The 25,516-nt window shown below is 69.1% G+C and carries 25 protein-coding genes; 13 read left to right on the forward strand and 12 right to left on the reverse strand.

The window, feature by feature from the left end:
- Positions 1-124 precede the first annotated feature (124 nt).
- On the forward strand, positions 125-403 hold the full coding sequence (locus tag G7043_RS28865; protein WP_166050821.1) for a hypothetical protein: 279 nt from the start codon (positions 125-127) through the stop codon (positions 401-403).
- A 64-nt stretch (positions 404-467) separates the two neighbouring features.
- On the opposite strand, the gene G7043_RS28870 is transcribed toward G7043_RS28865, so the two are convergent.
- The 4 genes from G7043_RS28870 to G7043_RS28885 form a co-directional block, all read right to left on the reverse strand.
- On the reverse strand, positions 468-1,361 hold the full coding sequence (locus tag G7043_RS28870) for an amino acid ABC transporter permease (protein WP_166050823.1): 894 nt from the start codon (positions 1,359-1,361) through the stop codon (positions 468-470).
- The gene (locus G7043_RS28875) at positions 1,358-2,005 is read right to left on the reverse strand and encodes an amino acid ABC transporter permease (RefSeq protein ID WP_166050825.1); all 648 of its coding nucleotides are present in this window, start codon (positions 2,003-2,005) and stop codon (positions 1,358-1,360) included. The genes G7043_RS28870 and G7043_RS28875 overlap by 4 nt, the downstream gene beginning before the upstream one ends.
- 81 nt (positions 2,006-2,086) lie before the next feature.
- Positions 2,087-2,977 (reverse strand): glutamate ABC transporter substrate-binding protein, encoded by an 891-nt coding sequence (locus tag G7043_RS28880; RefSeq protein ID WP_166050827.1) that lies wholly within the window; start codon positions 2,975-2,977, stop codon positions 2,087-2,089.
- Between the two features lie 39 nt (positions 2,978-3,016).
- The gene (locus G7043_RS28885) at positions 3,017-3,745 is read right to left on the reverse strand and encodes an amino acid ABC transporter ATP-binding protein (RefSeq protein WP_207311886.1); all 729 of its coding nucleotides are present in this window, start codon (positions 3,743-3,745) and stop codon (positions 3,017-3,019) included.
- 159 nt (positions 3,746-3,904) lie between these two features.
- Between G7043_RS28885 and G7043_RS28890 the strand changes: the two genes are divergently transcribed.
- The gene (locus G7043_RS28890; protein WP_030464939.1) at positions 3,905-4,579 is read left to right on the forward strand and encodes a response regulator transcription factor; all 675 of its coding nucleotides are present in this window, start codon (positions 3,905-3,907) and stop codon (positions 4,577-4,579) included.
- Positions 4,580-4,633: 54 nt separating this feature from the next.
- Entirely contained in the window at positions 4,634-6,022 is a 1,389-nt protein-coding gene (locus tag G7043_RS28895; protein ID WP_166050829.1) for a sensor histidine kinase, read from the forward strand.
- Between the two features lie 39 nt (positions 6,023-6,061).
- Here G7043_RS28895 and G7043_RS28900 read toward each other — a convergent pair whose 3' ends face one another.
- Positions 6,062-6,952 (reverse strand): TAXI family TRAP transporter solute-binding subunit, encoded by an 891-nt coding sequence (locus G7043_RS28900; RefSeq protein WP_313888122.1) that lies wholly within the window; start codon positions 6,950-6,952, stop codon positions 6,062-6,064.
- Positions 6,953-7,130: 178 nt separating this feature from the next.
- Here G7043_RS28900 and miaB point away from each other — a divergent pair, with 178 nt between their 5' ends.
- The gene (gene miaB, locus G7043_RS28905; protein ID WP_313888123.1) at positions 7,131-8,612 is read left to right on the forward strand and encodes a tRNA (N6-isopentenyl adenosine(37)-C2)-methylthiotransferase MiaB; all 1,482 of its coding nucleotides are present in this window, start codon (positions 7,131-7,133) and stop codon (positions 8,610-8,612) included.
- Complete coding sequence (locus G7043_RS28910) at positions 8,609-9,088, forward strand: Rv2732c family membrane protein (RefSeq protein WP_166050833.1); 480 nt, start codon at positions 8,609-8,611, stop codon at positions 9,086-9,088. The genes miaB and G7043_RS28910 overlap by 4 nt, the downstream gene beginning before the upstream one ends.
- 62 nt (positions 9,089-9,150) lie before the next feature.
- Here the strand turns inward: G7043_RS28910 and G7043_RS28915 are convergent, their stop codons facing one another.
- Entirely contained in the window at positions 9,151-10,509 is a 1,359-nt protein-coding gene (locus G7043_RS28915) for a DUF349 domain-containing protein (RefSeq protein ID WP_166050834.1), read from the reverse strand.
- Between the two features lie 169 nt (positions 10,510-10,678).
- Between G7043_RS28915 and G7043_RS28920 the strand changes: the two genes are divergently transcribed.
- From G7043_RS28920 to dapF, 3 genes are read left to right on the forward strand one after another with little or no spacing between them, the layout of a single operon-like run.
- Positions 10,679-11,359: a hypothetical protein gene (locus G7043_RS28920; RefSeq protein WP_166050836.1), complete on the forward strand. Its 681-nt coding sequence runs from the start codon at positions 10,679-10,681 to the stop codon at positions 11,357-11,359.
- The gene (miaA, locus tag G7043_RS28925; RefSeq protein WP_313888124.1) at positions 11,356-12,264 is read left to right on the forward strand and encodes a tRNA (adenosine(37)-N6)-dimethylallyltransferase MiaA; all 909 of its coding nucleotides are present in this window, start codon (positions 11,356-11,358) and stop codon (positions 12,262-12,264) included. The genes G7043_RS28920 and miaA overlap by 4 nt, the downstream gene beginning before the upstream one ends.
- On the forward strand, positions 12,252-13,076 hold the full coding sequence (gene dapF, locus G7043_RS28930) for a diaminopimelate epimerase (RefSeq protein ID WP_166050838.1): 825 nt from the start codon (positions 12,252-12,254) through the stop codon (positions 13,074-13,076). The genes miaA and dapF overlap by 13 nt, the downstream gene beginning before the upstream one ends.
- A 15-nt stretch (positions 13,077-13,091) precedes the next feature.
- On the opposite strand, the gene G7043_RS28935 is transcribed toward dapF, so the two are convergent.
- Together G7043_RS28935 and G7043_RS28940 are read right to left on the reverse strand one after the other, a co-directional pair.
- Entirely contained in the window at positions 13,092-14,012 is a 921-nt protein-coding gene (locus G7043_RS28935) for an SMP-30/gluconolactonase/LRE family protein (RefSeq protein ID WP_166050840.1), read from the reverse strand.
- Positions 14,005-15,246, reverse strand: a complete 1,242-nt coding sequence (locus G7043_RS28940; protein ID WP_166050842.1) for an MFS transporter — start codon at positions 15,244-15,246, stop codon at positions 14,005-14,007. Before G7043_RS28940 ends, G7043_RS28935 begins: the two co-directional genes overlap by 8 nt.
- Before the next feature lie 54 nt (positions 15,247-15,300).
- Between G7043_RS28940 and G7043_RS28945 the strand changes: the two genes are divergently transcribed.
- The 3 genes from G7043_RS28945 to G7043_RS28955 are packed head-to-tail and all read left to right on the forward strand — an operon-like array spanning position 15,301 to position 18,252.
- Complete coding sequence (locus tag G7043_RS28945) at positions 15,301-15,801, forward strand: ArsR/SmtB family transcription factor (RefSeq protein ID WP_313888125.1); 501 nt, start codon at positions 15,301-15,303, stop codon at positions 15,799-15,801.
- A 25-nt stretch (positions 15,802-15,826) separates the two neighbouring features.
- A complete protein-coding gene (gene hflX, locus G7043_RS28950; protein WP_166050844.1) occupies positions 15,827-17,287 on the forward strand; it encodes a GTPase HflX in 1,461 nt (486 codons plus the stop codon).
- On the forward strand, positions 17,284-18,252 hold the full coding sequence (locus G7043_RS28955; RefSeq protein ID WP_166050846.1) for an esterase-like activity of phytase family protein: 969 nt from the start codon (positions 17,284-17,286) through the stop codon (positions 18,250-18,252). The genes hflX and G7043_RS28955 overlap by 4 nt, the downstream gene beginning before the upstream one ends.
- A 143-nt stretch (positions 18,253-18,395) precedes the next feature.
- On the opposite strand, the gene G7043_RS28960 is transcribed toward G7043_RS28955, so the two are convergent.
- A complete protein-coding gene (locus tag G7043_RS28960; protein ID WP_242642747.1) occupies positions 18,396-19,505 on the reverse strand; it encodes a cytochrome P450 in 1,110 nt (369 codons plus the stop codon).
- A 109-nt stretch (positions 19,506-19,614) separates the two neighbouring features.
- Here G7043_RS28960 and G7043_RS28965 point away from each other — a divergent pair, with 109 nt between their 5' ends.
- Positions 19,615-20,364, forward strand: a complete 750-nt coding sequence (locus G7043_RS28965) for a GbsR/MarR family transcriptional regulator (RefSeq protein WP_166050848.1) — start codon at positions 19,615-19,617, stop codon at positions 20,362-20,364.
- On the opposite strand, the gene lexA is transcribed toward G7043_RS28965, so the two are convergent.
- Positions 20,339-21,016, reverse strand: coding sequence for a transcriptional repressor LexA (gene lexA, locus G7043_RS28970; protein WP_313888140.1), 678 nt, complete (start codon positions 21,014-21,016; stop codon positions 20,339-20,341). The two genes, G7043_RS28965 and lexA, sit on opposite strands and share 26 nt — an antisense overlap.
- Before the next feature lie 222 nt (positions 21,017-21,238).
- On the opposite strand from lexA, the gene G7043_RS28975 reads away from it, so the two are divergent.
- A complete protein-coding gene (locus tag G7043_RS28975; protein ID WP_166050851.1) occupies positions 21,239-21,523 on the forward strand; it encodes a hypothetical protein in 285 nt (94 codons plus the stop codon).
- A 272-nt stretch (positions 21,524-21,795) separates the two neighbouring features.
- On the opposite strand, the gene G7043_RS28980 is transcribed toward G7043_RS28975, so the two are convergent.
- The gene (locus tag G7043_RS28980) at positions 21,796-24,855 is read right to left on the reverse strand and encodes an AfsR/SARP family transcriptional regulator (protein WP_313888126.1); all 3,060 of its coding nucleotides are present in this window, start codon (positions 24,853-24,855) and stop codon (positions 21,796-21,798) included.
- On the reverse strand, positions 24,828-25,247 hold the full coding sequence (locus tag G7043_RS28985; protein ID WP_166050853.1) for a hypothetical protein: 420 nt from the start codon (positions 25,245-25,247) through the stop codon (positions 24,828-24,830). Before G7043_RS28985 ends, G7043_RS28980 begins: the two co-directional genes overlap by 28 nt.
- Positions 25,248-25,516 lie beyond the last annotated feature (269 nt).

Here is a 25,516-nt window from a genome sequence, read left to right on the forward strand (position 1 = left end):
TGCCCCTCATTCATGTGACGTCACCGCGGTAGATCCCCCAACTCAGAGCGTACCGCGAAAGTTGACGGGAGATCCACTCTTCGTGAGACGACCCGGTTCCGCTCGCGTCGATACGTTGCGCTGCATGCGCACCGCATCGGCCGACCTGCTCGCCGTCCGCACGATCACCGTCGACGGCTCGGACGTCTACCTGCGGGTCACGTCCAGTCCCGTCGACCTGGAGATCCGCTGGTACCGCGACGGCGACCGCCGGTTGGCCGGCAGTCCCGTGCTGTTTCCCGCCGGGGATCGCTCGCGCCGCTGCCTGGGGTCGAACTTCCGCGCCGGCACCACTTTCTCGCTCGACGTCGTGGGGTCCGCGCAGGACTGGTGCGGTGTCGTCGACTGGAACGTCCACGGCTGAGTGCGCTGGAACCGAAAGAGGGGTGTGTCCGATGTGGACACACCCCCGTTCAGCGGTTTCGGCGTCAGACGGCGAGCCCGGCGCCGACCGTGGTCGACGCGTTGCCGAGCTGGACCTGACCGGCCGCGTCGTCATCGAGGTGGATGACCTTCTTGTTGCGGCGGTTGCGCTTCTCCAGGTAGGTCGCGAGCCACGTCAGCAACAGGCACAGACCGATGTAGATCAGCGCGACCACGATCATCACCGAGATCATCGGGCGACCGAAGTTCACCGCGTCACCACCGATGCGGGTACCCCACCTCAGCAGCTCCTCGAAGGTGATGAGGAACCCGAGCGCGGTGTCCTTCAGCAGCACGACGAGCTGGCTGATGATGGTCGGCAGCATCGCCCGCAACGCCTGCGGCAGCAGCACGAACGTCATCACCTGCGTCTTGCGCATGCCCAGCGCGTACGCCGCCTCGCTCTGCCCCTTCGGCAACGAGTTGATGCCCGCGCGGAAGATCTCCGCGAGCACCGAGCCGTTGTAGAGCATCAGGCTCACCACGACCGCCGTGAACGCGCTCAGCTTCACGCCGGCCACGGGAAGGCCGTAGTAGAAGAAGAACATCATGATCACGAGCGGGATCGCGCGGAAGATCTCGACGATCACCGCCGCGGGCGCGCGCACCCACGCGTGGTCGGAGAGCCGGGCCGCGGCGAAGATCGCACCGAACGCGAGCGCGAGCGCCGCGCCGACGGCGAACGCGCTGAGCGTGTTGCCGATGGCCTCGACGAGCGAGAGCTGGATCTGCTTGTAGTTGATCCAGTCGAGCCTGCGGGAGGAGAACTGGTTGGTGGCGATGAAGCGCATCGCCACGTACACCAGGCCCGCGAGCACCGCCGCGATGCCGATGACGGCCATGATCTTGTGACGAGCGCGGGCCTTCGGGCCGGGGACGTCGAACAGCACCATGCTCATCGGGCCACGCTCCACCGCTTCTCGAAGACCTGCTGCACGTACGTCAGCGGCATGACCAGGATGACGAATCCGAGTGCCACCCACAGGAGTCCGAACAGGACGTTCTCACCCTGCTCCGACAGCGAGTCGCGGATGTTGCCGGCCTGGGCGACGGCGAAACCGGACGCCACCGTCGTGTTCTTCAGCAACGCGATCATGGTGCTCGTCATCGGTGGCACCACCGAGCGCAGTGCCTGTGGCAGCACCACGTTGCCGAGCATCTGCACGAACGTGAGCCCGAGGGCGCGGGACGCCTCGGCCTGGCCGACCGGCACGGTGTTGATGCCCGATCGCACGACCTCGCAGACGAAAGCCGCCGTGTAGAGCGACAACGCCACCACGGCCGCGGTGTAGTTCTCGATCTTCAGGATGTCCAGCAGCGGATACGCGAAGACGAAGAACACGAACACCAGCGTCAGCGGCGTGTTGCGCAGCACGGTCACGTATCCCGTGCCGATGCCCCGGAACACCGGTACCGGGCTGACCCGCAGCGCGGCGAGGATCGTGCCCAGCACCAGCGACAGCACCGCGGAGACCGCGAAGAGTTGGAGTGTCTTCCAGAACAGGTCCAGGAAGAGCGGGAGGTTGTTGGTGAGGACGCTCATCGGTTTCCTTGCCGTCGTCCGCCTTCAAAGGAACGGCCGGTGGACCCACGTGGGATCCACCGGCCACGTGAACTCCCCCGGTCAGTACCGGTCGATCTTCGGCTTCTCGGCGGGCGAACCCGACTTGCCCAGAGTGCCCTCGTAGATCTTCTGCCAGGTGCCGTCGTCCAGCGAGGCCTGCAGGATGTCGTTCACCTTGTCGCGCAGGGCCTTGTCCTCCTTGGGCAGGCCGATGCCGTACGGCTCGCTGGAGAACGTCTTGCCGACGACCTTCAGCTTGCCCTCCTCAGCGGCCGCGTAGCCCTTGAGGATCGCGTCGTCCGTGGTGACCGCGTCGACCTCACCCTCGAGGAGCTTGGTGACGCACTGCGAGTAGCCCTGGAACTCGATGACGTTGGCCGCCTCGGTCAGGCCCTCGTCCTTGATGCGCTTGGCCGGCGTGGAGCCGGTCACCGAGCACACCTTCTTGCCCTTGAGGGTGTCCTTGCCGGTGATCGTCGTGTTGTCGGCCTTGATCAGCAGGTCCTGACCGGCGACGAAGTACGGTCCGGCGAAGCTGACCTTCTCCTTGCGGCCGGCGTTGATCGTGTAGGTGCCGACGTAGTAGTCGACGTCACCGTTGATCAGCGCCTGCTCGCGGGCGGCGGACTGGACCGTCTTGAACTGGATCTTCTCCGGGTCGAAGCCCAGCTTCGCGGAGATCAGCCGCGCGATGTCGATGTCGAAGCCGCTGTACTTGTTCGTCGTCGGGTCCTTGTAGCCGAGACCCGGCTGGTCTTCCTTGACACCGATGACGAGGTTGCCGCGCGCCTTGACCTTCTCGAACGTGGGCGAGCCCTCGACCTTGACGTCCTTGGCGACCTCGAAGAGGCCGGCGGGCGCAGCCTGGTCGGTCGGGCTGCCCTCCTTGCCACACGCGGCCAGGGCCAGTGCGCTCGTGAGCAGCACCGCCGCAAGGGTGCGAACCCTCATCGTCCTTCTCCTGCCATTCGTTCGAAAGTGGGCTGACTACTAGTGAGTCAGGATCTTGCCAAGGAAGTCCTTCGCGCGGTTGGACTTCGGGGCCGAGAAGAACTCTTCCGGGGTCGAATCCTCGACGACCTCGCCGTCGGACATGAAGATCACCCGGTCCGCGGCCTTGCGGGCGAAGCCCATCTCGTGCGTGACGACCAGCATCGTCATGCCGTCCTTCGCGAGGCCCGTCATGACGTCCAGGACCTCCTGGACCATCTCCGGGTCGAGCGCGGACGTGGGCTCGTCGAACAGCATCACCTTGGGCTTCATCGCGAGCGCGCGGGCGATCGCGGCGCGCTGCTGCTGTCCACCCGAGAGCTGAGCCGGGTACTTCTCCGCCTGGTTGGCGATCCCGACCCGCTCCAGCAGTTCCATCGCGGTCTTGCGCGCTTCGGCCGCCGGGGTCTTGCGCACCTTCGTCGGAGCGAGCATCACGTTCTCGACGATGGTTTTGTGCGCGAAAAGGTTGAACGACTGGAACACCATGCCGACATCGGCGCGCAGGCGGGCCAGTTCTTTTCCTTCGGCGGGAAGCGGCTGCCCGTCGACCTCGATGACACCGGAATCAATCGGTTCGAGGCGGTTGATGGTCCGGCACAGGGTCGACTTACCGGAACCCGACGGCCCCAGCACGACCACGACCTGCCCCTTCGGCACTTCCAGCTGCACGTTCTTGAGCACGTGCAACGGGCCGAAGAACTTGTCCACGCCCGCCACACGAATCATCGGCGGGGCAGAGGCGGCAGTCATCCAGTCCTCCATTTGGGGTCGTCGGCGTTGGCGGAAACCTAGGTGTCCGCCACCACACCAGTCCAGGACATTGAGCAAGACTTAGGGTCTCAACTCTGTCACAGGCAGACATCGGTTGCCCGGGAGGTAGCGAAAGTGCGCGTGCTGCTCGTCGAGGACGACGACAGGGTCGCAGAGGCCTTGGTCCCAGCCCTGACCAGACGGGGTTTCCACGTGGATCGGCAGGCCACGGGCCGCGGCACGCTCGACCGCCTCACCGGCGTCGACGTGGTGCTGCTCGACCTCGGACTGCCCGACATGGACGGTGTGACGCTGTGCCGCGCCATCCGCGCGGCGTCGGACGTCGCGATCATCGTGGTGTCGGCGCGAGGGGAGATCGACGACCGGATCCTCGGCCTGCACGCCGGGGCCGACGACTACCTCGTGAAGCCTTACGACGTGGGAGAACTCGTGGCGCGCGTGCACGCCGTCCGGCGCCGTCGCGGCGCGGATCCGGTGGGCGTGGGCGCGGTGTCCACGGAGGTGTTCGAAACCGGTGACGTGCGGGTCGACCTGGGGCGGCACGAAGTCACCGTCGCGGGTGAATCCGTCGCGCTGTCCCGCAAGGAGTTCCAGGTGCTCGCGCTGGTGATGGCGGCGGGTGGCGCGGTGTGCACGCGGGAGCGGATCCTGGCCGAGGTGTGGGGCCGGACGTGGTCCGGCGCGAACCGGACCCTCGACGTGCACGTCGCGACGTTGCGGACCAAGCTGGGGCGGCCCGCGCTGCTGGAGACCGTGCGCGGCGTCGGATACCGGCTGGGGCAGGTGTGAACTCCATTGGGTGATCTTTCGTCGGCGTGTCGTCGCAGGGCGGGGTGACGGTTCGTGAGGTCCCGACTGCTGGGCGTGGTGCTCGCCCTGATCGTGCTGGTGCTCGTCGGTCTCGGCGTGCCGCTGGGCCGTGGCGTGGCGGCCGCGGAGCAGCAGGAGATGTTCCTGGACCGGCTCACCGACACCAGCCGGTTCGCCTCGCTGGCGCAGCGGCCGCTGATCGACAACAAACCGGATCTGCTGCGGGCCGAGCTGGAGCGCTACGACGAGCTCTACGACATCGGCGTGGCGGTCGTCGCCCGGGACGCGCCGACCGTCGCGGTGGTGGCGTCGCGCAACGACCTCGCGCTCGGCGACAACGCGGTGCAGGACCTGGTGAGCAAGGCGCTCGCGGGACGGCTGCCGGTCGCGCCGCCGTTCTTCATGCCGTGGAGCGACACGAAGATGGTGCTCGCCGAACCCGTGCTGGTCGACGGCGAGGTGCGCGGGGCGGTGATCACGTTCTCGCCGACGTCGAAGACCAGCTTCGAGGTGCTGGCGTGGTGGGGTTTGCTGCTGGCGGCGTCGCTGCTGGTGCTGGCGCTCGCGGTGCTGCTGGCTTTACCGGTGGTGCGCTGGACGTTGCGCCCGGTGCAGGCGCTCGACGACGCGACGGGCAAGCTGCTGGGCGCGGTCGTGTCGGGCCGGCCGGTGCCGCCGGTGGGCGCGGAGAGCGGGCCGCCGGAACTGCGGCAGCTCTCGAAGTCGTTCGACCAGATGGCCGCGAACGTGAGCGATGTGCTTGCCGCGCAACGGGCCTTCGTCGCCGACGCCTCGCATCAGCTGCGGAATCCGTTGACCGCCTTGAAACTGCGACTGTCCAACCTGGAGGGTCACGTCGACGCCGAGGCCGAGGTGCACCAGATCGAGGCGTTGAGCGAGACCGACCGGCTGAACCGGATCCTCGACGAGCTGCTCGCCATGGCGCGCGCCGAGTCGAGCTCCGTGGACCCGATGCCGGTGGACGTCGACAAGTCCGTGGCGGCGCGGCTGTCGGCGTGGCAGGCGGCCGCGGCCTCGAAGGAGGTCCACCTCGTGCTCGACGGGCAACGCGTCGGCATGGCCCTCGCGCCGCCGCGCGGGGTCGAGACGATTCTCGACGCGCTGCTGGACAACGCGCTGAAGTTCACGCCTGAGGGCACGCTGATCGTGGTGGACGTCCGCAAGTCCGACGGCGTCGTCCGGCTCTCGGTCGCCGACCACGGGCCCGGTCTGCAGCCCGACGAGCTCGAACGGGCGACCGACCGGTTCTGGCGCAGCCCGGCCCACCAGAACGTGCCGGGCTCGGGGCTCGGGCTGTCGATCGTGCGTCTGGTCGTCGAGCGCGTCGACGGCAACGTCCGCCTCGAATCGCCTGAGGACGGTGGCCTCAAGGTCGTGATCGAGCTGCCCGCGGCGACCTGAGCCGGAACTGATATATCGGATATTGGATATCGGGTCGAACTACACTTTGGCTTCGCGGTAGTAGCGCATGGCGCCGTTGTGCAGCGGCACCGGTGACGTCTCGATCGCGGACCGCTGCTCTATCGTCCGTGCCGCCGAGTGCGCTTTGACCAGTTCGGGCTGTCCTTCGAACAGCTGGCGCACGAGCGCCTCGGCCACGTCGTCGGGCATGTTCTCGTGGACGAGCAGGAAGTTGCGCACCACGAGCGTGATGACCGGTCCGGACTGCAGGTTGTAGGTGGACGCGGGCAGCGTGGCCGAGCCGTACACGGGATATTGCTGGCGGAACTTCGACAGCACGTCGTTCAGGTCGAGCATGCGCACGCCGAGGCCCTTGGCGAGATCGGTGATCTTCTTCGTCGGCAGCCCGCCCGACCAGAACAACGCGTCGAGCTTGCCCTCCTCCATCGCCTGGGCGGACTCGTCGAGGCCGAGGTTCACCTTCTGGGGCGTCACGTTCTCGGCCCCCAGCAGCTTGTTCGCGATGATCTCGACCCCCGAGCCCTTCGCGCCGATCGACACGCGCCTGCCCGACAGCTCGCTCAGCTTCGTCACCGGCAGGTCGTTGCGGATGATGACCTGCAGGTAGTCGTCGTGCATGCGGGCCAGCGCGCGCAACCGGGAGGCACCGTCCACCTCATCGAGCGCGTCGGCCTGCGAGAAACCGACCTCGGCCTGGTTGTTGACCAGCCGGGTGACGTTGTCGATCGACCCGTCCGTCGCGACGACCTGGGGACGCACGATGCCGAGCCGCCCGCTCCAGACATCCGCGAGGCCGTTGCCGAGCGCGTAGTAGACGCCGCTCTCGCTGCCGGTGGCCATCGTGATCTTGATGTTCTCCACCGTGCTGCCACAGCCCGTCAGGACCGTCGCGGCGGTCAACAGGCTCACGGCTGCATGCACTCGTCCCAGCACCACCGCATCGTGCCACGGCGGTGTCACCCGCTTGCACCCGACGAAAGGTCCACTTCTCGCGCTCACCCGGTCGTGCCTGGTCAAGGCGCACCTGCGTCCACCTCTGCCCGGTCCGCGTGAGTTGGGGCTCTGAGCAGGGGTTATGGTGTTGACCGTGAGTACCGTGCAGGTTCCGAAGACCTTCCAGATTCGCACGTTCGGTTGTCAGATGAACGTGCACGACTCCGAGCGGCTCGCCGGACTGCTGGAAGACGCCGGCTACGAGCGGGCCACCGGGGACGAGCAGGCCGACGTCGTCGTCTTCAACACCTGCGCGGTCCGCGAGAACGCCGACAACAAGCTGTACGGCACGCTCGGCCACCTCGCCCCGCAGAAGGCGGCGAAGCCCGGCATGCAGATCGCGGTCGGCGGCTGCCTCGCGCAGAAGGACCGCAGCGAGATCGTCCGTCGCGCCCCGTGGGTCGACGTCGTGTTCGGCACGCACAACATCGGTTCGCTGCCGGTGTTGCTCGAACGAGCGCGCCACAACGAGGAGGCGCAGGTCGAGATCCTCGACGCGCTGGAGACGTTCCCGTCGTCGCTGCCGGCCGCGCGCGACTCCGCCTACTCGGGCTGGGTGTCGATCTCGGTGGGCTGCAACAACACCTGCACGTTCTGCATCGTGCCGTCCCTGCGCGGCAAGGAGAAGGACCGCCGCCCCGGTGACGTGCTCGCCGAGGTCCAGACGCTGGTGGACGAAGGCGTGCTGGAGGTGACGCTGCTCGGTCAGAACGTCAACTCCTACGGTGTCGAGTTCGGCGACCGGCTGGCGTTCGGCAAGCTGCTGCGCGCGTGCGGTGACATCGATGGCCTGGAGCGCGTGCGCTTCACCTCGCCGCACCCCAAGGACTTCACCGACGACGTTATCGCCGCGATGGCCGAGACGCCGAACGTGTGCCACAGCCTGCACATGCCGCTGCAGTCCGGGTCGGACCGCCTGCTCAAGGCGATGCGCCGCTCCTACCGCACCGAGAAGTACCTCGGCATCATCGACAAGGTCCGCGCCGCCATGCCGGACGCCGCGATCACCACGGACATCATCGTCGGCTTCCCCGGCGAGACCGAGGAGGACTTCCAGGGCACGCTCGACGTCGTGCGCCAGGCCAGGTTCTCCTCGGCCTTCACGTTCCAGTACTCCAAGCGTCCCGGCACCCCCGCCGCGGAGCTGCCGGACCAGCTGCCCAAGGCCGTCGTGCAGGAGCGCTTCGACCGGCTCGTGGCGTTGCAGAACGAGATGACCCACTCGTTGAACATCGAGCAGGTCGGCCGCACCGTCGAGGTCCTCGTCGCCACCGGTGAGGGCAAGCGCGACGCCGAGACGCACCGCATGAGCGGCAGGGCCCGCGACGGACGCCTCGTGCACTTCACGCCCGGCGACACGGCCCCGCGTCCCGGTGACGTCGTCGAGACCGTCGTGACCTACGCGGCCCCGCACTACCTCGTCGCGGACGGCGAACCGCTGTCGTGGCGGCGCACCAAGGCCGGTGACCGGTCCGAGGCGGGCATCAAGCCCAAGACCGCGGGCATCGGCCTCGGCCTGCCGTCGTTCGGGGCGCCCGCGCCGCTGCCCGCCGTGTCCGGGTGCGCGGCCCAGTGAGCGACCCGAAGTCCGACGACGAGTACCTGCGCAAGGAGATCGACGCGGTGGAGCAGCAGGCGGCCAAGCGCATCGATCCCGGCACCGGCGCGTTGACGATCTCCATCGCCGTGCTGGCGTTGCTGGTGTCGCTCGTGCTGCCGTGGATCGGCGACAAGACCGGACTCAGCGTGGTGCTCGGCGAGTCCGAGAGCTTCGTCCCGCGGCTGTTCTCGTTCTTCGCGCTCGGCGTCGGCGTGCTCGGCTCCGGCATCACGCTCGCGGTGCGCCGCTGGGGCCTCGCGTGGGTGTGCTCGCTGGGCCTGTTCGCGGGCTCGGTGACGGGCGTGCTGTCGATCTGGACGCAGCAGACGACCACGAGCAACAAGACGATCGGACCGGGTCCGGGCGTCGGCCTGATCATCGCGGTGATCGCGGTGATCGTGCTGCTGGTGAAGTGGGTCAGGATCGCGGCTTCCCGCCCGCCCCAGCTCTGACCGCCGAACACGCTGAGGGCCTCCTCTCCGCTCGGGAGAGGAGGCCCTCAGCGCGTGCCGGACTAGCGGGTCGCCAGCGCCTGCTCAGCGGCGGCGAGCCACTCGCGCCACTGCGCGGCCTGCGCCTCGGCCTGCTCCGTGCGGCGCTTGTCGCCCGCGGCCCTGGCCTTCGCGGCCTGCGCCTCGAACTGCTCCACGCGCTCGCGGAACTGCGCCACGCGGGCCTCGGCCTCGGGGTCGGAGCGACGCCACTGCGCGTCGACCGCGCCGCGGACCTTCTCCTCGATCGCGCGGAGCTTGCCCTCGAGCTCGCGAATGCGCTCGCGCGGCACCTTGCCGATGGCGTCCCACCGCTCCTGGATCTTGTAAAGGTGGTTGCGGGCTGCCTCGAGGTCGGCCGACGGGTCGATCGTCTCGGCCTCGGCGAGCAGTTCCTCCTTCAGCTTCGCGTTGGCCGTGAACTCGGCGTCACGCTCGCTGAAGGCCTCGGAACGCTTCTGGAAGAACGCGTCCTGCGCGGCCCGGAACCGCTGCCACAGCGCGTCGTCGGCCTCCTTGGGCGCACGCCCGGCGGCCTTCCACTCGACCATCAGCTCCTTGTAGCGACCGGCCGTGGGGCCCCAGTCGTCGGAGTCGACCAGCTTCTCGGCCTCTTCGACGAGCGCCTGCTTGGAGGACTTCGCCACCGAACGCTGCCGGTCGAGGTCCGCGAAGTGCGAGCCACGACGGCGGTTGAACGCGTCGCGCGCCTTCGAGAACCGGCGCCACAGCTGCTCGTCGGTCTTGCGGTCGACACCGCGGATCGTCTTCCACTCGTCGAGGATCGCGCGCAGCCGGTCGCCGGCGACCTTCCACTGGGTCGACTCGTTCGCGATCGACTCGGCCTCGTCGACCAGCGCCTGCTTGCGGGCGACGGACTGGGCGCGGGCGGCCTCCTTGGCCTCCTTCGCCTTCTCCATGCCCGCCTCGGCACGCTCCAGCACGAAGTCCACGCGCCGGGCGAGCGCCGCGAGGTCGCCGACCACGGCGGCTTCCGCGAGCTGCTCCTTGACGTGCTTCGCGCTGGTCATCGCGTGCTTCGGGTCACCGGCACCGGACGCGAGCCGCGTCACCAGCAGCTCGACCTCGGTGCGCAGGTCGTCGAAGCGCCGCGCGAAGTGCGCGAGGCCCTCGACCGGTTCGCCCGCCTGCCACGACCCGACGGCGCGCTCGCCGTCCTCGGTCTTCACGTACACGGTGCCGTCGGCGTCAACGCGCCCCCAGCGGTCAGGGTGGTCCGACGCCACGGGGACGGCCGGAGGCGTCGCCTGCGCGGTCTCCTTCGGCGTCTCCTCGACTCCACCCTCGGCGGCAGCCGCGACTGCGCCCTGCGCGGGGGCGGTCTCGACCACGGCCTCCGGTGTGCTGTCCTGCTCCGACATCGCCGGTTCCTCCCATCTGACGCCCGTGCCTGCCACGGGCGCCCCGCCGCGGCGGGGCCGATGCAATACGGGCGCTGGAGACGTCTCCCGTCCCCATTCCCCGCGCGCATTCAAACAGGTCAGAGCTCGACTCGGTACTGGGAGTCCACGATAGGTAGCCTGGTTCGTCGTGATCACCCGTGCCGCGGTGGTGCCCCACCCGCCTCTTCTGGTCCCGGAGCTGGTCGCGGGAGCCGCCGCCGAAACCGCGCCCGTGCGCGCCGCAACCCTTGCCGCAGCAGGAAAACTGCCCGGTCCGTGGATCGCGGTCGCGGCCGACGACAGCGGACCCGCGACCGTCGTGCCGCCGTTGTCGGGAACTTTTCTCGGTTTCGGTGTTGATGTACCTGTGTCACTCGGCGGTGACCTGCGCCCGGACCCGCGAATTCCGTTGCCAGTGCTAATCACCGCGTGGCTGCGGGAACACTGCGCGGTCGAGGTGTCACGCGTTGAACTCGTGCCGCCCGATCTGGCTCCCGCCGACTGTGTCTCGTTTGGACAACAACTCGCCGCGGAAGACGCCGGGCTGCTGATCCTCGGTGACGGATCCACTCGACACGGCCTGCGTTCGCCAGGTTCCCACGACGAGCGTTCGGGACCGTTCGACGAGCACGTGCACTCCTTGCTGGCGGCCGCCGATGTGGACGGCCTGCTCGACCTCGACCTCGAACTCGCCCGTGAGCTGGGCGCCCAGGGGCGCGCGGCGTGGCAGGTCCTCGCCGGCGTGCCCGGACCGTGGCGCTGTGCCGGCGCCGAGTTCTTCGCACCGTTCGGCGTGGGCTACCACGTCGCCGTCTGGGAGCGCCCGTGATCACGCCTATCGCTGTTGTCGGACCCACCGCGACCGGGAAGTCCGACCTGGCCGTCGCACTGGCGGAACGGTTCGGGGGAGAGGTCGTCAACGCCGACGCCATGCAGCTCTACCGCGGCATGGACATCGGTACGGCGAAGATGACCCTGGCCGAGCGACGCGGGATCCCGCACCACCTGCTCGACGTCCTCTCCGTCACCGAGACCGCGTCCGTTGCGGCCTACCAGCGCGAAACCCGCGCCGTCGTCGAGGGGCTGCTGGCCGCCGGACGCCCGCCGATCCTGGTCGGTGGTTCGGGGCTTTACGTCCAGGCGGTGCTCGACGACCTGAAGTTCCCCGGTACCGACGACGCGGTGCGCGAGCGCTTCGAAGCGGAACTGGCGGCGGTCGGCCCGGAAGCACTGCACCAGCGGCTGCAGTCGCTGGACCCCGCCGCCGCGATCGCGATCCTGCCGTCCAACGGCCGCCGCATCGTGCGCGCGCTGGAGGTCATCGAGCTGACCGGGCAACCGTTCTCGGCGAACCTCCCCAAGCCGGGACCGGCGCGGTACGACACCGTCCAGATCGGTGTCGACCGCGAGGTGTCCGAACTGGACTCCCGCGTCGACCGGCGGGTGGACGTGATGTTCGGCTCCGGTTTGGAGGACGAGGTGCGCGCCCTGGTCCGGCTGGGCCTGCGGGACGGCAAGACCGCCTCGCGCGCGCTGGGCTACCAGCAGGTGCTGTCCGCAATGGACGGAGCGTGCACGATCGACTTCGCCGCGGAGGAGACCAAGCGCGCCACCCGCCGGTTCGTGCGCCGGCAGCGGTCGTGGTTCCGGCGTGACCAGCGCATCACCTGGCTCGACGGTGCGCGGCCGGATCTCTTGGAAGCCGCCGGTAACCTGGTGCCGTGGAGTTCGTGAAGGGGCACGGCACGGAGAACGACTTCGTCATCCTGCCCGACCTCGATGACCAGCTGGACCTGACGGTGGCGCGCGTGCGGGCGCTGTGCGACCGGCAGCGCGGCCTGGGCGCGGACGGCGTGCTGCGCGTCGTGCGGGTTGAAGGCAAGTGGTTCATGGACTACCGCAACGCCGACGGCTCCATCGCCGAGATGTGCGGCAACGGCCTGCGCGTCTTCGCCCGCTACCTCGTCGACGCGGGCCACCAGCCGCAGGGTTCGTTCGTCGTCGGCACGCGGGCGGGGGATCGCACGGTCATCACCCACCCGGACGGTTCCGTCACCAACGACATGGGCCCCGTGCGGGTGACCGGCACGTCCATCGCGGCGGTCGACGGTCACGGCATCGGCGGCTTCGCGGTCGACGTCGGCAACCCGCACCTGGCGTGCGTCACCGACGTCGACGTCGACGGCTTCGACCTGACCGTGCCGCCCGGCTTCGACCCGGTCTTCTTCCCGCACGGCGTCAACGTCGAGCTGATCAACGTCCTCGATCCGGGAGAAACCGACGCTGACTCGCCGCGCGGTGGTGCGTTGAAGATGCGCGTCTACGAGCGCGGCGTCGGAGAGACCCGCTCCTGCGGCACCGGCACCGTCGCCTCCGTCGCCTCCTGGCTCGCGGGCCAGGGCCGCACGACCGGCTCGGCGACCGTCGACGTCCTTGGCGGCCAGGTCTTCGTGACGATCGAGCCGACGACGTCGACGCTCACCGGACCGGCCGTGCTCGTCGCGCGCGGCGAGCTCGACAAGTCCTGGTGGGACGCTCTCGCTTAACCGATATCCGATATATCAGCCGAGCTCGTAGACCTCGACCTTCCCGAGCCTCTCGGGCTTGACCACGCTCGGGTTCGAATCCGGCGCCGTCAAGCACACGAGCTTGTCGTCGACGACGGCGACGGCGAAGCACGTCTGCGTCGTCTCGACCCGGTGCGTGATCTTCCCGCCCTCGGTCACCCGGAACACCGCCGCCTGCAACGCCGGCGCCACCCACACGCCGTCCCCGTCGCCCGCGATCCCGTCCGGCGCGATCCCGAACTCCTTCACGTCGGCCCACACCCTGCGGTTTTGCAACGATCCGTTTCGGTCGACCGAAAACGAAGTCAGCCTGAACGCAAGGGTCTCGGCGACGACCAACATGGTGCCGCTCCCAGAAGTGGATTCAGCCTCGCCCGTCGGGTCGGGCAACAGAGCCATGCCGTTCGGGAACTTGAGGTCCTCGGCGACGACGGAAACGGTGACGCCTTCTGGGCCGTCGGGCTGGACGAGCGCGAGCGCGGCGCCCGGAGGGTCGAAGTCCGGTTCGAGCAGCCGCGGGATGCCAACCTCGTCGATCAGGCCGTGCAGGTCGAAGCCGAAGTTGCCGACGTACGCGCGGCCCTCGCCGTCAACGAGCATGTCGTTGGCGTGGAAGGTCGCGATATCCGATATATCGGCGTGCAGGACCAGGTCCCCGTCCTTTGAGTTACCGCCCTCAAGGCGCCGCACCGTGCGGTCGAGCATCGAGACGACCAGCAGGCGTCCGTCGGGCAGCCAGCCGAGACCTGAGGGCTGGCCGTCGAAGGCGACGACGACCTCGTCCTCGCCCGTCGCGAGGTCGAGTGCGTGCACTTCGCCCGCGTAGAAGTCGGAGTAGTAGAGGCGACCGTCGGGGCCGCGTCGCGGTCCCTCGCCGAAGTGAAGACCGTCCCGCAGCACCGTGGTGTCAGCCATGGGCCTCGACGCTAGACGTGGCCGGCAGGTCACGCATAGACCGCAACGGGGAGAGCAGCAGCCACACCATCCCGAGCACCGAGCCGAGCACCGAGACCCACAGCGTCGGCACGATGCCGATCCACGAACCGAGCCCGCCGCCCAGCAGTGCGCCCAGTGGCGTCGTGCCCCACACCACCCAGCGGATCGAGGCGTTCATCCGGCCCAGCAGGTGGTCGGGGCAGATCGCCTGCCGGTAGCTCACCTGGCCGACGTTGTAGACGACGATCCCGAACACGTTCACCGCGAGGCCGGCCATCGGCAGCACCAGGCCCCAGCCGTCCGAGACGAACGGCAGCGCCAGGGTGAACGGCCAGGTCAGCAGGGGGATGAGCCAGATCATCCTGGCCTGTCCGACCAGTACGCCGATCCGGTACGCGAACGCCGCGCCGAGCACTCCGCCGACGCCGCCCGCGCTGAGCACCAGCCCGGCCGTGCCCTCGCTCAGTCCGACGGTCTGCAGCAGGAACAGCACCAACACGGCGTTCTGGATGCCGTGGAAGAAGTTCGACGTGCCGGTGCAGGCCACGATCATGCGCAGGGTGACGTTGCCGAAGACGAACCGCAGCCCCTCCGCGATCTCGCGGCGCAGATGAGGGTCGGGGTGACGTTCCGGCGCAGGCTCCACGGTCTTGATCCGGACCAGGAAGAACGCGGAGCTCAGGTAGCCGAGCCCGGTCGCGAGCACGCCGTTGGCCGCGCCGAGGAACTGTGCCGCGTAACCGCCGATCGCGGGTCCCGACACCTCCGCGACCGACAGGCTGGCCTGCAGCTTCGAGTTGCCCTCGACGAGCTGGCCGCGACCGACCAGTGAGGGCAGGTACGACTGGTAGGCGACGTCGAAGAACACCGTGCACACGCCCACCGCGAGACTCACGACGATCAGCTGCGGCAGGTCGAGCAGGCCCAGCCACCACGCGACGGGCACGCTCACCATCAGCGCGGCGCGGGCGACGTCCATCGCGATCATCAGCGGTTTGCGGCGCATCCGGTCGACCCAGACGCCCGCGGGCAGTCCGATCAGCAGGAACGCGATCGTGCTCGCCGCGGCCAGCAGACCCATCTCGAACGGTGTCGCGTTCAGCACACCCACCGCGAGCAGCGGGATCACCGTCATGCCGACGTTCGCGCCGAACTGGCTGATCGTGTCGCCGACCCAGAGCCGGCGGAAGTCAGGGTGCCCCCAAAGCGCCATGCCGACGAGTCTGCGCCGAGTGATTGGAAACTGTCAATCACTTAGACTGGGTTCGTGCCCCTCTCGCGCAAGCGCCGTCCCGCGACGACGGAAGAAGCCGCGGCCCTCAGCTCTGACCTGCGGCTGAGGATGATCCGCATGACGTTCGACCGCCCGCTCACCAACAAGGAGCTGGCGCAGCGGCTCGGCAAGGACCCGGCCACGACGCTGCACCACGTCCGCAAGCTCGTCGCCGCCGGATTCCTGGAGGCGATGCCACCACGCGCGGGCAACCGGGGTGCGAAAGAAATCCCCTATCGGTCGACCGGACTGTCGTGGCAGCTCGACAACAGCGAAAATGCGGTCGCCGTCGGTGAGGCGATGCTGCACGCTTTCCTCGGCGAGGTTGCCGACATCGGGCTCGAGAACGTGGATCAGAGCCGCCTGGTCGTCACGGTCGACCCCGAGGAACTAAAGCAGCGGCTCTCGTCGTTGATGGATGAGCTGGCCGCACAACCGGTCAAGCCGGATGTTCCCCGTGTGGCGATCTACCTCGCGGTGTATCCGGGGGACTGACGGTCCATGGGACGATGAAGGGCAAATGACGGAAAACATCCAGAGCACAGAGTTCGACCCCGAGTTCGACTCGACGTGGGAAGAAGACGACTTCTCGACGGGTGACTACGAACGCGTCGAACGTGCCGCGTTGCGTCGTGTCGCCGGGTTGTCCACCGAGCTCGAGGACATCACCGAGGTCGAGTACCGGCAGCTTCGCCTGGAGCGGGTCGTGCTCGTCGGGGTGTGGACCGAGGGCACGGCTGCGGACTCCGACGCCTCGATGGCAGAGCTCGCCCGCCTCGCGGAAACCGCTGGTTCCGAGGTGCTCGAGGGCGTGGTGCAGCGGCGCGACAAGCCGGACGCCGCGACGTACATCGGTTCAGGCAAGGTCTCCGAGCTGCGCGACGTGGTGCAGGCGACCGGCGCGGACACCGTGATCTGCGACGGTGAGCTCTCGCCAGGCCAGCTGCGTCAGCTGGAGGAGAAGCTCAAGGTCAAGGTCATCGACCGCACCGCGCTCATCCTGGACATCTTCGCGCAGCACGCGCGGTCCAAAGAGGGCAAGGCACAGGTCGAGCTGGCCCAGCTGCAGTACCTGATGCCGCGCCTGCGCGGCTGGGGTGAGACGTTGTCGAGGCAGGCCGGTGGTCGTGCCGGCGGCGGCAACGGCGGTGTGGGTCTGCGCGGTCCTGGTGAAACCAAGATCGAGACCGACCGCCGCCGGATCCGTGCGCGCATCGCCAAGCTGCGCCGCGAGATCGCCGCGATCGGCGTCATCCGCGAGACCAAGCGGGGCCGCCGCACGGCGAACGAGATCCCGAGCATCGCCATCGCGGGCTACACGAACGCGGGCAAGTCCTCGCTGCTCAACGCGCTGACGGGCGCCGGTGTCCTGGTGGAGGACGCGCTGTTCGCCACCCTCGACCCGACGACACGCCGCGCGGTGACGCCCGAGGGCCTGCCGTACACGCTGACGGACACGGTCGGCTTCGTCCGGCACCTGCCGCACCAGCTGGTCGAGGCGTTCCGCTCCACGCTGGAGGAGGTCGGCCAGGCCGACCTGCTCGTACACGTGGTCGACGGCTCCGACGGCATGCCGGAGAAGCAGGTCAGCGCCGTGCGCGAGGTCATCTCCGAGATCAACGAGGAGACCGGCACGCCGATGCCGCGCGAGCTGCTCGTCGTGAACAAGATCGACGCCGTGGGCGACCTGGGCCTGGCCCGGCTGCGGCACCTGTTCCCGGACGCGTCGTTCGTGTCGGCGCACTCGGGCCTCGGCATCGAGGAGCTGCGGGTCCGCATCGCCGAGCTGATGCCACGCCCCGAGGTCGTCGTCGAGGCCCTCGTGCCGTACGCGCGTGGCGAGGTCGTCGCCCGCGTGCACCGCGACGGCGAGGTGCTGTCCGAGAAGCACACGGAGTCGGGCACGTTGCTCAGTGCTCGCGTGCGCCCGGACCTCGCCGGCGTGCTCGAGGAGTTCGCGACGAACGGGACGCCTGCTTGATCCCGCCTCCGCCGGTGGACGTGTGCCCGGTAGCCATGCAGGAGCTCTCCGGGCTCACGTCCGACGGCAAGCAGTTCTTCGCCGTCAGCGACAGCGACAACGGCACGCTGCGCATCCAGGTCATGGGCCGCGACTGCGTGGTGACACGCACGATCACCGCGCCCGTCGACCCCTACGACGTCGAAGACCTCGCGATGACGCCGGACGGCACCCTCTGGGCCTCCGACACCGGCGACAACAACAAGTCCCGCTCCACGGTCGCCCTGCACAAGGTCTCACCTTCAGGCGCCGTGGAGCGGTACCGCGTCACGTACCCGGACGGCAAACACGACGCCGAGGCCTTGTTCATCGACAAGTCCGGCACCCCGTACATCGTCACCAAGGAACCCCTGGGCTCCGCACTGGTATATCGCCCCACAGCCCCGCTCCGAACCGATATATCAGTCCCGTTGGAGCAGGTGGCACGCGTGTCGCTGTCGACGACCGACACCCCAGGCGGCCCCCTGGAAGGCACCCTCGACTCGCGCCTGGTGACCGGCGCGGCCGCCATGTCCGACGGCTCCGTCATCGCCCTGCGCACCTACACTGACGCTTACCTGTACCCGGTCCCCGACGGGGATCCCAAAGACGCGATAGTCAAAGCTCTCTCCGGCGACCCGGTCCGCGTCCCCCTGCCGAACGAACCCCAGGGCGAAGCCATCGCCTTCGACCCGGACGGCACCCTGCTCTCGGCCTCCGAAGGCGCCGGCACCCCGATCCGCGCCGTGGCAGGCGCCGCCGCCCTGGCCCAGCCACCGGCGCCGACGACCACGGCACCCCCTCCGGCCGCCGACCAGCCCCAGTCCTCCGCGCCCGCGGACTCGTCGAGCTCGTCGTGGCAGAACTGGCCCCTGGCTCTGACCCTCGGCGGCCTCGTCCTCATCGCCGCCCTCGTCATCGGCCTCCGCTTCCGCCGCCGCGCCTGACCCAGCCCAAGCGCTTTCTCGACTTTCCCGAGCCCCCGCTGACCTGCCCCTTAGCAATGAGTCTTTGGACTTCGTCGTCAAAAGACTCATTGCTAAGGGTGAACGGGCAGGCTGCGGCGAACTGATATATCGGTTTCGGGTGGCTAGTCCCAGGCGACGGGCAGGCGTTCCAGGCCGCCGATCACCAGGCTCGCGCGGTGCGGCAGCTCGTCCTCCGGTACGGCCAGGCGCAGCTTGGGGAACCGGGTGAAGAGACCGGGGAAGGCGATCTTCAGCTCGATCCGAGCGAGGTGCTGGCCGATGCACTGGTGGATGCCGTGGCCGAACGCGACGTGCCCGGTCGTGCCGCGAGCCAGGTCGAGGACGTCGGGGTCGGCGTAGCGCGCCGGGTCGCGGTTGGCCGAGCCCAGCTCGACGAACACGGTGTCGCCCTTGCGCACGAGGACGCCGTCGACCTCGACGTCGTCCAACGCGGTGCGGGCGGTCGCCGGCGTCAGACTGATATATCGCAGGAGCTCCTCGACGGCGGCGTCGGGATTCGCCAGCAGCGCGTCCACCCTCGCCGACGAACGCATGAGTTCCAGCGTGCCGAGCGACAACATGTTCGTCGTCGTGTCGAGGCCGCCGCCGAGCAACGCCATGCCCATCGCGGCCATCTCGTCGTCGGTCAGGTCGCTTCCGGAGTTGACGAGGTCGCTGAGCAGGTCGTCGGTCGGATCGGTGTGCTTGGCGGCCACCATTTCCAGCATGAACCGCTGAAGCCGGTCGAACGCGGCGAACATCGCCGCGGCCTCGCCAGCCTCGGCGCCGCTGCCACCGGTCAGCACCATCGCGTCCTGTTGGAACTCCGTGCGGCGTTCGTACGGGACGCCCAACAGCTCGCAGATCATCAGGCCCGGCACCGGCACCGCGAAGTGCTCGACGAGGTCCGCGGGCGAGCCCTGCGCCGCGAGTGCGTCCAGGTGCTCGGCCGTGATCGCTTCGAGCCGCTCGGCGAGCAGCCGCATGCGGCGGACGGTGAACTGACCGGTCAGCTTGCCGCGGTAGCGGGTGTGGTCCGGCGGGTCGTGGTCGGTGAACACGCCGGGCGGCGACGGCGGCGCGTCGCCGGGGCTGCCGGGGCCGAACGGGTTGTGCATCAGGTCCGGCCTGACGCTGAAACGGTGGTCCGCGAGCACGGCGCGCACGGTCGCGTGGTCGTGCGCGCGCCAGCCGACGTGCCCGTCCGGGTACGTCATCGGACTGAGTGGCATTGCCTCCCCCTTGCAACGAGGTCTTTCCCCTTCTTGCAAGCTAAAAACGTTTGCGGACGAAGTCAAAAGACTCATTGCAATGGCTTGACGCGCAAGGCACGATGGGGTTGTGCCTGGTAAGCGGCTAGACGAAGAGGAACGGCAGCTCATCGCCCAGTTCCTGTGGGATGGGCTGGGCTACTCCGAAATCGGGAGGCGGTTGCAAAGGCCGGCGTCCACGATCCAGCGCGAGGTGGTCCGCAACGGGGGCCACAACAACTACCGGCCGGGTGCCGCGCACCGGGCGGCGAGCGAGCGGGCGATGCGCCGGCTGCCCGCTGTGGACGATCTCGACGTCGACGAAGAGGCGTACTCGTTCGGGCGCAGTCCGGGCGAGGTGCAGGAGTTCCACCTGAGGCTCGTCACGTCGTTCGCGCAGACCGGCATACCGAAGACGGCCGCGCGGATTCTGGCCGAGGTCTTCATGGTCGACAAGGGCAGTCTGTCCGCGACCGAGCTCGTGCTCAGGCTGTCGGTCAGCCCCGGCACTGTGTCGCGTTCGACGGCCTACCTGCAGAACCTCGGGTTGTTGCGCAGCGAGCGCGACGGCAAGCGCATGCGCTACTTCCTGGACGACGACCTCTGGTACCGAGCGTGGCTGTCCAGCGCCGAACGCAACTCCGTGTGGGCGCACACCGCACTGGACGGTGCCGAGATCTTCGGGCTCGACACGCCAGTGGGTGCACGCCTCAAGGACATGGGCCAGTTCTTCGCGTTCGTCGTGGTGGACATGGAGTCCACCAGGAAGAAGTGGCTCGACTTCTTCGAGAAGAAGAAACGGGCCTGCGAGAAAGCTACGGAAGACGCCGCAACACCGTGACGACCTTGCCGAGAATGGTGGCCTCGTCGCCGTTGATCGGCTGGTAGGCCGGGTTGTGCGGCATCAGCCACACGTGGCCGTCCTTGCGCTTGAACGTCTTCACCGTCGCCTCGCCGTCGATCATGGCGGCGACGATCTCGCCCTGGTCCGCGGTCGGCTGCTTGCGGATCACGACCCAGTCGCCGTCGGTGATCGCGGCGTCGATCATCGAGTCGCCGACGACGCGCAGCAGGAACAGCTCGCCCTCGCCGACGATCTCGCGCGGCAGCGGGAACACGTCCTCGATCGACTCCTCGGCCAGGATCGGGCCACCGGCGGCGATGCGGCCGACCATCGGCACGTACGCGGGCGTCGGCTTGGACATCGGGTCGAGACCGGGATCGATCTCGGGCGGCAGCATGCCCACCGCGCGCGGGCGGTTCGCGTCGCGGCGCAGGAAGCCCTTCCGCTCCAGCGCGCGCAACTGGTACGCGACCGAGGAGGTCGACGTCAGGCCGACGGCCTCGCCGATCTCACGCACGCTCGGCGGGTAACCGAAGCGGTCGACCCAGTCACGGATCACGTCGAGCACCTTGCGCTGGCGCAGGGTCAGGCCGGCGTTGCCCGCGATCTCGCTTACCTCTGTCTCAGCAAGAGCGGGGTCTGGGTCGATCGTCTTGCCTGCCACGGTCGCTGTCCTCCTTGCCGCCCCCAGTTCGAGTGGGATTCCGGCCTCCGTCGATCTTCGTGGTCGACGGTAGTCGTGTTTGCTGCACAGATCAAACACCTGTTCGAGGTATTTGGGCGCGTGTTGTGGCGTCCGGCGATTCGGCGTGGTAGAAATTCGCACGGACGTTCGATCGAACCCCTGTTCGATCATGGTGGTTGACCTGCGATGGAGGTCGTCATGGCGGTGCTCGTCGAGAAGCGGTTGCGCGTTGTCGAAGACGCGGACGTCGCAGCGGGACGCCCACTCCGTTCGGGTCCTCGTGTCATGCCGCGGCGCCCGGCGACCAAGCCGCGCCCGGTCGCGGTGCCCTCGTCGCGTGACTCCAGTTCGTGCGAGGTCCGGCCCAAGCGGGAGTCCGCGCTCGAACTTCTCGCCGTCGGTGTGCTGAGCGCGTTGACGATCATCGCCCTCGGCGTGCTCTACCTCCAGCAGGCCGGCGTCACCCCGTAAGACCGAAGCGAAGAAGACCGAAGCGAAACCGAAGCCTCGCGGAAGTGGTCCTGTCCACCATTCGGTGTGACAGTCGAGACCAGCGCGGAGGCACCATGACGAAGCAGACCGAGCACCCCGGTGACGCCCTGACGTCTCGATGAGACGCGCGATGATCGGCGTGGTGCCCGCGGTGAGCACGATCAGCGCTGCTCCCGCGCACGCCGCACCCAAGTGCTGCGACACCGACACGGACGAAGCCTGATCTGAGCATGGTTGTGAGCGGAACCCGCTCACGACCGCGCGGTGAGGCCTTCCAGGGCGCGTGTCGCACGTGCGGCGCCGGTGACGTGTCCGGCGTCGCGCCAGATGCGCAGGGCCTCCCGCACCGCGTGTCCGGCCTGCGCGCTTTCCCCGGAGGCGGACTCCACGGCGGCGACGGCGAGCAGTGCCTCCGCCTCCAGGAGCCGCATCCCGCCCGCGCGCGCCACGTCGAGGGCGGCGGTCGCATGCGTCCGCGCCGTCGGCGAATCGGTCGCGGAGAGGACGTGGGCGAGGGCGGCGGACGCCTCCGCCTCCGATCCGCGCAGGCCGGACCGCGCCGCGATTTCCAACGCCCGCACCAGATGTTCCCGTTCGGACGTCGCGCGGCCCAGTCCGATCAACGCCACCGCCTCGGCCTGCTGATCACCGTCCTGACGGGCGCACTCCAGCGCCTCGGCGGCGGTCAGGCGGGCGGTGTCGTGGTCGTCGCGGGCCAGGTGCACCGCGCTCAGCCCGCTGAGCGCGGTCGCCTCACCGAAGCGGGATCCCTGCTCGCGGAACGACTCCAGCGCGAGCAGGAGCGTGTGCTCGGCGTCCGCGACGTCACCGAGCGCCAGCAGCACCGAACCCAGGTCCGCCAGGTTGGCGGCCTCCCAGAAAGCGAGAGAGTTCTTGCGGCACAAGTGGATCGACTCGTCGAGGCACTCCCTGGCCTCGGCCAGCCTGCCGAGCTGCCGGTAGTGGCAGCTCAATGAGTTCAACGCGTGACTCTCGCCGGACGGGTTGCCCAGCTCGCGGAACAGCTCGATCGCGCGCAGGCTGTGCTCGACCGCCTCGGCGAGCCTGCCCGTCCAGTCCAGCATCGACCCGAGGTTCGACACGGCCGTCGCCTCGCACTCGCGCCAGCAGCACGTGCGACTGGCCCGCGCCGCCTCCTCGGTGTGCGCGACGCCGTCGGTGTGCCGTCCCTCTCGGAACGCGGCGCCGCCCATCGTCAAGCGCAGCAACGCTTCCGCGGCGTGCGCGCCATGTCGCCGGGCCGCCGGCAACAGCACCGACGCGAGCTCCAGCCACTCGGCACGCCTGCCGTGGTCGTGGAAGAACCTCCGCACCGCGTCGGCCAGGTACCAGACCTGCGGACGGGGGCCGGTCACCGCGGCCCGGCGCAACGCGGCGACCAGGTTGGGCGCCTCGACGTCCAGCCACGCCACGGCTTCCGCTTTGTTCGCGAACCGCACAGGGCTTTCGGCCGGTTCGTCGTCGCGGGGGAGCGACACGACCCGCTTGCCCAGCTCCGCCACGGCCGCGTCGGCAGTCGCGAGGTAACCGGCGAACAACCTCTCCCACGCGGGCGTGGTCTCCTCGGTGCCCGAACGCTCCTCGGCGTAGTGACGCACCAGGTCGTGGAACCGGTAACGGCCCGGCGCATGCGCCTCGACCAGGTTCGCGGCACTCAGACCCCGCAGCAACCGGGTCGCCGCGGCGGCGCCGGTACCGAGCAGCGCGGCCGCCTCGTACGGCGTGAAGTCCGGTCCCGGGACGACCCCGAGCAGCCGGAACAGCCGCTGCTGGTCGGCGGGAAGTGCTTGGTAGGAAACGGAGAACGCCGCGGCGACCGCGCTCTGCTCCGCGCCGTCGAAGGCGAGCAGCGGGTCGGCGCGCAGCTCCGCGACCGCTGACTCGATGTTTCTGGCTCCGATGCTCGTGCCCACGTTGGCCGCGGCGATGCGCAACGCCAGCGGGTGGTGCCCGCACACGTCGGCGAGCTCGGCCGCGGCAACGGGTTCGGCCGCCACGCGGTCCGCGCCGAGCGCCGCGACGAGCAGCGCGTGCGAGTCCTGTTCCGGCAGCTGTGCCAGGGTGATCGTGCGGGCACCGGTGCGGGCGACCAGATCGCCCAGCCGGTGCCTGCTGGTCACGAGCACGCGGCCGGACGACGGCAGGAGCGGCAGCACCTGAGCGGCATCGCGCGCGTTGTCCAGCACCACCAACGATTTCCGGTCCGCGAGCAGCGACCGGAAAAGTCCACTTTGGTCGTCCGATTCGGACGGTGTGGCGCCGAGCGCGCGCAGCAGCCGCGCCAGCGCGGCGGTCGGGCTGAGCGGTTCGTCGTCGGCGTCGAACCCGCGCAGGTTCACGTACAGCTGCCCGTCGGGGTAGCGGTCGCGCGCCGCGTGCGCCCACCGCACGGCGAGCGCGGTCTTGCCGACCCCGGCGGTGCCGGTGATCAGCCACACGCCGTCCTCGCCGTCCTCCAGCGCGGCCAGCTCGGCGGTGCGGCCCGCGAAACCCCGTGCGGCCAAAGGGAGTTCGGCCGGTCGCACCTCGGTGAAAGCCTGGGCGGGAGCTTGATCCTCGCCGCGCAGAACGCGCAGCTGTGCGTCTCGCAACGCCTGTCCCGGCTCGATGCCGAGCTCGGACGCCAGCAGGTCGTGCCCCTGCGAGTAGACCTCCAGCGCCTCGGCCGTCCGTCCGCACCGGTGCAGCGCGAGCATCAGCGCGGCGCGCAGCCGTTCGCGATACGGGTGCTCGTCGACGAGCTTGCGCAGCCCGCCGGCCGCTTCCGCGTGGTGACCTTCGGCGATCTGGAGCTCGTGCAGTTCCTCGACGATCGCGAGCCGTCGCTCGACCAGCGCCGGGCGTTCCAGTTCGGCCAGCTCGTCACTCACGCCGTCCAGCGGCGTGCCCGTCCACAACGCGAGTGCCTCGCGCAGCCGTGCGATGGCGGCCTCACCGGTCAGGATCCTCGCGTGGGCGACGGCGTCGTCGACCAGGTCGAGGTCGCGTTCGCCGGGCGCGACCTCGATCGAGTAGCCGGACGCACCGCGCGTGATCACGTCGGCGCCGAGCAGCTTGCGCAGGTCCGACACGTGCACCTGCAGCCGCCCGCGGGCGCTGCGCGGCGCCTGCTCACCCCAGGTCAGGTCGATCAGCCGGTCCTCCGGCACGACCCGGCCGGGGCTGAGCAGCAGCGCCGCCAGCACCGACGCCTGTTTCGGTCCGGCCGGGCGCACTGGCCCGGCCGGACCGAGGACCGTGACCGGTCCGAGCAGCAGATACCTCAGCGCAGGTTCGCTACGCCGGTGCACTTCGCGCCACCGCGGTCGGAGAACTTCACCTCGAGCCAGGCACGCCCCGAGATGGGCACCCTCGTGCCGTTGACGGCCACCTCGCCGACCTCGTCCGACTTCAGGCCGGACTTCGTCCGCTCCAGCATCGCGGTCTGCGTGGAGCCCACGCGGTGGTAGACCTTGACGCCCATCACGCCGGAGTCGGCGATGTACGGACCGGCCGCGCCCGTGCCCCTCACGAGCCGGTACTCGGTGCCGCGGTCGTACCGCAGCGTGAACTTGCCGCTGAAGTCTCCCTCCGTGCACTTCGCGGTCACGGACAGCGTGACGGCCTGTGCCGCAGGTGCCGGTGCGCCGCTCGCGACCACCAGCAGGGCAAGCATCGCCGCCCTCTTCACCCCAGCCCCCAAGATGATCTCCCTCTGTCGTTGCGCCACCCGAGTGACACGTCACAGGATTATCACGCGAGGGTCGCCTCGGAGGTTGCGCGAGGGTCACGTGCCGATGCCGGTGCGTAGTAGCCGCAGTTCACCCAGGATTCCTCCATCCGAGTGTCGCCCGACACGCCGTGTCGAGTTGCAACCTCTTGCGTTGCGATCTAGGTTCTACCCCTACATCTAGTGGTTACACCGTTGTAAGTAGTCCACAGGTTGTGGGTAACCCCGACCCTGTGTGACTG

Source organism: Lentzea alba, from assembly GCF_011067745.1.
Lineage (GTDB): Bacteria > Actinomycetota > Actinomycetes > Mycobacteriales > Pseudonocardiaceae > Lentzea > Lentzea alba.